General features: G+C 67.7%; 6 protein-coding genes. 2 read left to right on the top strand and 4 right to left on the bottom strand.

Features of this window, described 5'->3' with window-relative positions:
* The 4 genes from ACWEN0_RS19940 to ACWEN0_RS19925 form a co-directional block, all read right to left on the bottom strand.
* Positions 1-353 (bottom strand): ABC transporter ATP-binding protein (locus ACWEN0_RS19940; protein WP_451975163.1); only part of this gene is annotated, 353 nt, incomplete at its 3' end.
* A 4-nt stretch (positions 354-357) separates the two neighbouring features.
* Positions 358-1,197, bottom strand: a complete 840-nt coding sequence (locus tag ACWEN0_RS19935) for a carbohydrate ABC transporter permease (protein WP_451975161.1) — start codon at positions 1,195-1,197, stop codon at positions 358-360.
* Positions 1,197-2,135, bottom strand: a complete 939-nt coding sequence (locus ACWEN0_RS19930) for a carbohydrate ABC transporter permease (protein ID WP_451975159.1) — start codon at positions 2,133-2,135, stop codon at positions 1,197-1,199. The genes ACWEN0_RS19935 and ACWEN0_RS19930 overlap by 1 nt, the downstream gene beginning before the upstream one ends.
* Positions 2,132-3,433, bottom strand: a complete 1,302-nt coding sequence (locus ACWEN0_RS19925) for an ABC transporter substrate-binding protein (protein WP_451975157.1) — start codon at positions 3,431-3,433, stop codon at positions 2,132-2,134. The genes ACWEN0_RS19930 and ACWEN0_RS19925 overlap by 4 nt, the downstream gene beginning before the upstream one ends.
* 145 nt (positions 3,434-3,578) lie before the next feature.
* On the opposite strand from ACWEN0_RS19925, the gene ACWEN0_RS19920 reads away from it, so the two are divergent.
* Entirely contained in the window at positions 3,579-4,580 is a 1,002-nt protein-coding gene (locus tag ACWEN0_RS19920) for a LacI family DNA-binding transcriptional regulator (protein WP_451975155.1), read from the top strand.
* Positions 4,581-4,623: 43 nt separating this feature from the next.
* Positions 4,624-7,233 (top strand): hypothetical protein, encoded by a 2,610-nt coding sequence (locus ACWEN0_RS19915; protein ID WP_451975153.1) that lies wholly within the window; start codon positions 4,624-4,626, stop codon positions 7,231-7,233.
* The last annotated feature ends 2 nt before the right edge of the window (positions 7,234-7,235 follow it).

The following is a 7,235-nucleotide window of genomic DNA, read 5'->3' as shown; positions in this document are numbered from 1 at the left end:
GCCTCCTCCACCTTCGCCCGGACCGTCTTGTCGTCGACCTTCGCCAGCCGCAGCGGGAACGCCATGTTCTCCCGGACGCTCATGTGCGGGTAGAGCGCGTAGGACTGGAACACCATCGCGATGTCGCGGTCCTTCGGGGCCTTCTCGTTGACGCGCTTGCCGTCGATGCGCAGCTCGCCGGAGGAGATGTCCTCCAGGCCCGCCACCATGTTCAGCGTCGTCGACTTCCCGCAGCCGGACGGGCCGACCAGGATGATGAACTCGCCGTCGGCGATGGTGATGTCCACTTCGGACACCGCGAGCGCGCCGTCGGGGTACTTCTTCGACACCTTGTCGAGCACGATCTCTGCCATAGCGCTACCCCTTCACCGCACCGGAGGTCAGCCCCGCCACGATGCGACGCTGGAAGAACAACACGAACAGGATGATCGGGATGGTGATCACGACGGCGGCCGCGCTCACCTGCCCGGTCGGGTCCTCGAACTGCGAGGACCCGGTGAAGAACGACAGCGCGGCCGGCACCGTACGCGACGCCGTGGTCGACGTCAGCGAGATGGCGAACAGGAAGTCGTTCCAGCAGAAGATGAACACCAGGATCGCGGTGGTGAACACGCCCGGCGCGGCCAGCGGCGCGATCACCTTCCGGAACGCCTGGGCCGGCGTGGCGCCGTCCATCTTCGCCGCTTTTTCCAGCTCCCACGGGATCTCCCGGAAGAACGCCGAGAGCGTGTAGATCGACAGCGGCAGGGCGAACGTGATGTAGGGCAGGATCAGGCCCGGCCAGGTGTCGAACAGCGCCAGGTTCCGCTCGATGTTGAACAGCGGGGTCACCAGCGACACCTGCGGGAACATCGCGATCAGCAGCGAAAGCCCGACCAGCAGCTGCTTGCCGGGGAACTCCAGCCGCGCGATCGCGTACGCGGCCATCGTGCCCAGCACCACCGCGATCACCGTCGAGATGATCGCGATACCGATGGAGTTGACCAGCGCCAGCAGGAACTCCGACGTCTGGAAGATGTCCGCGTAGTTCTGCCAGGTCCACGACTGCGGGATGAAGTACCCGTCGGTCAGCGTGTCCTTGGTCTTGAACGACAGCGAAACGACCCAGAGCACCGGCACCAGCGCGAACACCAGCACGAGGATGTCGACCAGGCCCCAGCGCAGCTTGCGGCCCGTCGTGACGGTTCCCATCACCATCAGCGCTTACCCCCGTCGTCCGAACCCGGTGCGGCCGTGCCGAACACCTTGATGAAGATGAAGGCGATGATCGCCACCGTGATGAAGATCAGCACCGCCATCGTCGACCCGATCCCGAGGTTGAGCCCCTTGACCAGGTTGTCGTAGGTCTGCATGGACACCGAGCCGGTGTCCTGCGCGCCTCCGGTGAGCACGTAGATGTTGTCGAAGATCCGGAACGCGTCGAGCGTGCGGAACAGCAGCGCCACCAGGATCGCCGGCTTCATCACCGGGAGCATCACCTTCGTGAACCGCTGCCACGCGCTCGCGCCGTCCATCGCCGCGGCCTTGAGCAGGTCGTCCGGCACCAGCGCGAGGCCGGCCATCAGCAGCAGCGCCATGAACGGCGTGGTCTTCCACACCTCGGCGCCGATGATGATGAACATCGACGGCCACTGCTCGGTCAGCGGAGCGGCGTCCGCGGCCAGCCAGTTCGCCAGGTAACCGGTCTTCGGCGTCCACGCGTAGTACCACGAGAACGCCGCGACGACCGTGACGATGCCGTACGGGATCAGCGCGACCGTCCGGACCAGGCCCCGCCCGACGAGCGTGCGGTGCATGACCAGCGCCAGCGCCATGCCGAGGACGAACTCGATCGCCACCGACACCACGGTCAGGAACATCGTGGTGCCGAACGCCGTCCACCAGTACGAATTGGACAGCACGGCCCCGTAGTTGTCGAAGCCGACGAACTCCTGCTGCGCCGGGAACCGCAGATCGTAACGCTGCAGCGACAGCCAGATCGAGTAGACGATCGGGTAGCCGGTGACCGCGATCATCACGACGAACGCGGGCGCGCACAGCCAGAGCCCGAGCTTGCGTTCGGCCTTCTTCCCTTCGGAGAGGGCGGGTTTGGGCTTCGCGTGTGTGTGTTGCGGGCTGGCGTCGACGACGGTCACGGGATGATGCCCTTCGAGTTGAGGGCGTCGGTCAGCCGCTCCCGCAGCTCGGCGGCGGTGGCCTGCGGGTCGATCGCCGACGGCGGCGAGAGCACCTTCGAGATCACGACCGAGAGGTTCTGGTACGCCGGGGTCAGCGGACGCACCGCAGCCTGGGTCAGCGCCGCCTGGATGTCCTCCTTCATCGGGAACAGGTCGGCCAGCCGCGGATTCTCCTTCGGGTCCGCGGGCTTCGCGGGATCGAGGGGAGTGGTGTCGTCGTAGACCGTGGAAATGCTGGGCGGGATGCCGTCGACCAGGGACTGGTACTTCTGGCTCTGGGCGCTGCGCAGGCACAACGCCGCCTCGAACGCCTCGGGCTTGTGCTGTGAATACGTGCTCACAGCGAGGTTGAACCCGCCGATGGTCACCCTGCTCGGCGATCCGGGCACGACCGACGGATAGCGGGTCCACTTGATGTGGGACAGGTCCTGCGGCTTCTCCTTGGCGTAGGAGGCGTAAACGAACGGCCAGTTCAGCTGCAGAGCGGCTTGCCCCCGCTGGAAGGCCTGCCGGATGTCGTCCTCTTTCTGGTTGGTCAGGGACGGGTCCGTGATCCCGGCCGTCGTGAGGGTCTTGAGCAGCTGCAACGCCTTGACCGCACCGTCGTCCATCACGACGGACTTGCCGTCGTCGGACAGGATGTGCCCACCCGCGGAGGCGACCAGCGTGTTGTAGAAGACGACGAGACCCTCGTACTGCGCGCCGGTGAACACCACCTGGTAGGGCTTGCCCGCCGCCTTCAGCTGCTCCGCCGTGGACATCAGTTCGTCGAACGTCTTCGGCGGCGTGGGGGTGAGCCGGTCGTCGTACCAGAGCAGCTGGACGTTGGTGTTCTTCGTCGCGCCGTAGAGTTTGCCGTTCCACTGGGCCGTCGACAGCGGGCCCGGCAGGACATCTTGGGTCGCTGCGTCCTTGTTCTGGCCGGTCCACTCTTCGGCCCAGCCGGCTTCGGCGAACTCAGGCACCCACGTGACGTCGAGACCGAGGATGTCCAGGGTCTCGTCTCCGGCGGCGAGGCGGCGCACCATCTGTTCCCGCTGGCCGTCGGCCGTCCGCGGCAGCTTGTTGTAGACGATCTCGTACCGGCCGCCCGCGGCCGCGTTGCACCGATCGACCACGGTCTGCAAGTGATCTTCCGGGGAGATGTACAGGTTGATCTTCAAGCCGCTCGAGCCGGAACAACCGGCGATCAAACCGCCGGCGACGAGGGCCGCGCCCGCGAGGGCACGCAGGCGGTGGCTGGGGTGATGCGACATCAGGCCTCCTTGCCCGGGTGCACAACGCCTGACCTGCGTTGTGCAATCGCTTGCGCACCTATGATTACCAATTTGCTGGAAGAGTCAAGCCCTGTGTGGCAATATGATGCAAGCGCTTGCACAAGCACGAGCGACAGGCAGGATGATGACGGGAAAGCTCGACGACGTGGCCCGGCACGCGGGCGTCTCCACGGCGACGGCGTCGCGTGCCTTGCGTGGACTGCCGCGAGTGTCGGCCTCGACCAGGGCTCGCGTCGCGAGTGCGGCGGCCGAACTCGGTTACGTCATTTCGCACAGTGCGTCCAGCTTGGCGAGCGGCCGGACCGGCACGGTCGGCATGGTCGTGCCCTACCTCGGCCGGTGGTACTTCGCGCAGATCATCTCCGAGGTCGAACGCGTCCTGCGGGACGCCGGTGTCAGCGTCCTGCTCTACAACATCGGCGACAACGAGGGGCGCACGCGGTTCTTCTCCGCCCTGCCTCTCAAGCGCCGGGTCGACGCGGTCGTGGTGCTGTCGTTGCCGCTGTCGGACGTCGAGACCGACTTGCTGCTCGGTCTCGACGTCCCCGTCGTCGCCGTGGGCATCGAGGAACCGGGGATGGACTGCATCGGCATCGACGACCACGCCGCCGCGCTGCTGGCTATGCGGCACCTGGCCGGGCTGGGCCACCGCGAGATCGCGTTCATCGGGGAGGGTAGTCCCGTCCCGCTCGGCTTCACGGCGCCGGTGCGCCGACTCGCGGCATTCCGCCAAGTGCGCGAAGAGCTCGGCTGCCCTGCCGATCCGGCGTTCGAGGCCGGTGGCCACTTCACGATCGCCGGCGGCGAGCGCGCGATGAGTCGGCTCCTCGGCGGTACGAAGCGCCCGACGGCCGTCTTCGCCGCTTCGGACGAAATGGCTTTCGGTGCCCTTCGGGCGCTGCGCCGGGCCGGCCTGCGCGCGCCGCACGACATTTCGGTCATCGGCTTCGACGACCACGAGATGTCCGACCTGCTGGAGCTGAGCACGGTCGTGCAGCCGGTGGCCGAAATCGGCCGGTTGACCGGAGAGAGGGTTGTGGCCCGGCTGGGCGGCGATCCTTCGAGCCGCACTTCGCAGGTCGACACCCACCTGGTGCTCCGCGGGAGCACCGCTCCACCCGCCTGATCGACAAGTCGACAACGTTGTCCGACCCTCGGAGGTAGTGGCGATGAAGCCGCACACGCATCGCTCGGCCCGGCTCGCCCTGGTGATCGGCGTGGTAGCCGGGGTGATCCTCGTGCCGCCCTCGGCCGAGGCGTCCACCGGCTCGTTCCCGGAGCCTCGGCTGCGCGGCAGCGACGAACTCGTCACTTCCACCAGGCTCGCCGACCGACGCTCGTTCGTCTCCGGCGACCGGATGTTCGCACTGGGCGACGAGTCGGGGCAGTACCCCGCGTCCGGGTTCCACATCCGCGGCGAGATGGGCGGCTTCTGGGCGCCGCCGGTCAAGCTCCTCGACGGACTCTGGCTCGGCGTCGACGGCCAGTGGCTCGGGCGTGACGTGCCGGCGACGAGCTACGCGAGTGGTTACGGATACGAGCGCTTCCGGTACCAACAAGCTCGTGGCGTCGCCGCAGAGCGGGTTCAGTTCGAGCCCGACGGGGACACAGCCACCGTGGTCGGTCTCACCCTCTCCGCATCCATCCGACGAACGGTGTCCGTCCAGCTCGACGCCCACTCCGAACTACTGCCCGCCTACCCGTGGACCTCGACCGTCCCGTCGTCCGCCACCAACGACCTCCCGGACACCGTCTCCGCCGAGCACGGCTCGTTGGTCTTCCGCGATCACGGCACCGCGCCGGTGGCAGGCGCCAAGTCCCACGACTACGTCGCCGTCGTCGGGTCGGCCACCCCGGCGGCGAGCGAACAAGTGACCGGCAGCCATCGTGGTCCGCAGGAACCGCCCGTGCTGTGCCCGGCGAGCGGACAGGCGCCGGCCCGGTGTGACGACTCCGCGGACGGCAAGGGAGCCGGCGGCGGCCTTGTGTACCGGATCGAGGTCGGCCCGGGCAAGCCGCAGACGTTGTGGTTCGCCGTCGCCGGGTCCGATCACGGCCTTTCACCGGCGCGTGCCGCGTACACACGTGTGCTGGCCGATCCCATCGCGCTCTTCCGGGGGAAACTCGCCGCTCGCCAGGCCACCGCGACACGCACCCAGGTGGACCTCCCCGGCGATCGCCTGCTGCAGCGCAGCGTCGAGTGGAGCAAGCAGAACCTCGCCGACTCGGTCCAGCAGGCCGACGACCTGGCCGTGCGCCCGGTCCGCGCGGGATCCGAATACCCGAACCCTTCGGGCACCGTGGCGTCGGCTCGGTGGATCGGCGCCGGCTTCCCCGACTACCCGTGGCTGTTCGCCACCGACGGCGAGTACAGCGCTTACGCCGCCGTCGCCGCCGGCGACTTCGAGCTGTTGCGATCCCATCTGCGCGCGCTCCGCGACGTCAGCGACATAGCGAACCAGCACAGCGGCAAGATCGTGCACGAAGTCGTATCGACCGGCGACGTCTACTTCGGCGCGAACGCCGACGCCGGAAACACCGACGAGAGCGTCAAGTTCCCCAGTGCGGTCGCGTTGCTGTGGCGCTGGACCGGTGATGCCTCCGTGCTCGACGAGTTCTACGGCACGGCCGTGCGTGCGCTGAAGTACGTCGGCTCGACTCTCGACGCGGACCACGACGGGTGGCCCGAAGGGCTGGGCAACGTCGAACGCGACGGCATGGGCGTCGAGAAGCTCGACAACACGGTCTACTACATCCGTGGGCTGCTGGACCTGGCCGATCTCGCGGCGAGCCGCCACGACTCAGCGACCGCGACCTGGGCCACCACCAAGGCGCAGGACCTGCAGCGCCGGTTCGAACAGCAGTGGTGGGCCGGCTCCGGCGCAGCCGCGTACGCCGACTCCGTGGACAAGCCCGCAGACCCGGCGAACGACAACACCCGCATCTTCCAGCGACACTGGACCGGTGTGACACCGATGGAGGCCGTGCTGCCCGGCAATGACGGCCGCCCGCTGGCAGACCCGGCCCGCGCCGGCACCGGCCTCGACCAACGGGAGAAAGCCTGCTACAGCGGTGAAAACGGTCTCTACCACACCGGAACCGGGCCGACGTCGGCGGACGCCGGGAACCCCGGCCCCAGCTGTGACACGACGATTTCGGCGGTTTCCAGCGAACGCTCGGTGTTCTCGTTGAATACCGCTATCATGGCCGTCGCCGAAGGGAACTACGGGCGACTCGGCCGCGCGCAGCAACAGCGGTACACGAGCGCGAACGCGCGCATCCAGCTCGCGCCCGAGATCTGGGAAAAGCCCGGCGCTATGCCGGAAGTCGCGCCGTCGCCGGACTTCACGGCCAACATCGACCGGCCGTTCACCGACCGCTCGATGGTGCTGCAGGCTTGGGGCACCTACGGGGTACTGTGGCCCGTCGTGCGGCAGCAACTGGGCATCGATCCCGATCTCGGGCACGGCCGGCTCACCGTGGTGCCGCAGATCCCCGAGGGCCAGAGGCGGATCTCCGGCAGTGGCGTCCACATCGGATCGGGCACGATCGAGGTATCGGCACTGCGGAATGGCGATTCTCTGTCGACGTCCGTCCATGTCGACGGCGTCATGCCCGATATCACCGTGGGTGCCGTGGTACCGCCAGGAAAACAGATCACGTCTGTTTCTCTCGACGGACACCCGGTCGCGTACCAGGTCGTGGACACGACCCGCGGCCGGGAAGTCCACGTCGTCTCGGCCACGTGCAATTGCGAACTCCGCGTCAGCCTGCGCTGACC

Source organism: Amycolatopsis sp. NPDC004378 (genome assembly GCF_053602455.1).
The sequence above is the reverse complement of the archived record's forward strand: the minus strand, read 5'-3'. Positions and strand labels throughout refer to the sequence as shown.

Bases quoted from the DNA above. Each gene is read 5' to 3' on its own strand.
- ACWEN0_RS19935 (WP_451975161.1), bottom strand. From the start codon at position 1,197: ATGGTGATGGGAACCGTCACGACGGGCCGCAAGCTGCGCTGGGGCCTG.
- ACWEN0_RS19925 (WP_451975157.1), bottom strand. From the start codon at position 3,433: ATGTCGCATCACCCCAGCCACCGCCTGCGTGCCCTCGCGGGCGCGGCC.
- ACWEN0_RS19920 (WP_451975155.1), top strand. From the start codon at position 3,579: ATGACGGGAAAGCTCGACGACGTGGCCCGGCACGCGGGCGTCTCCACG.
- ACWEN0_RS19915 (WP_451975153.1), top strand. From the start codon at position 4,624: ATGAAGCCGCACACGCATCGCTCGGCCCGGCTCGCCCTGGTGATCGGC.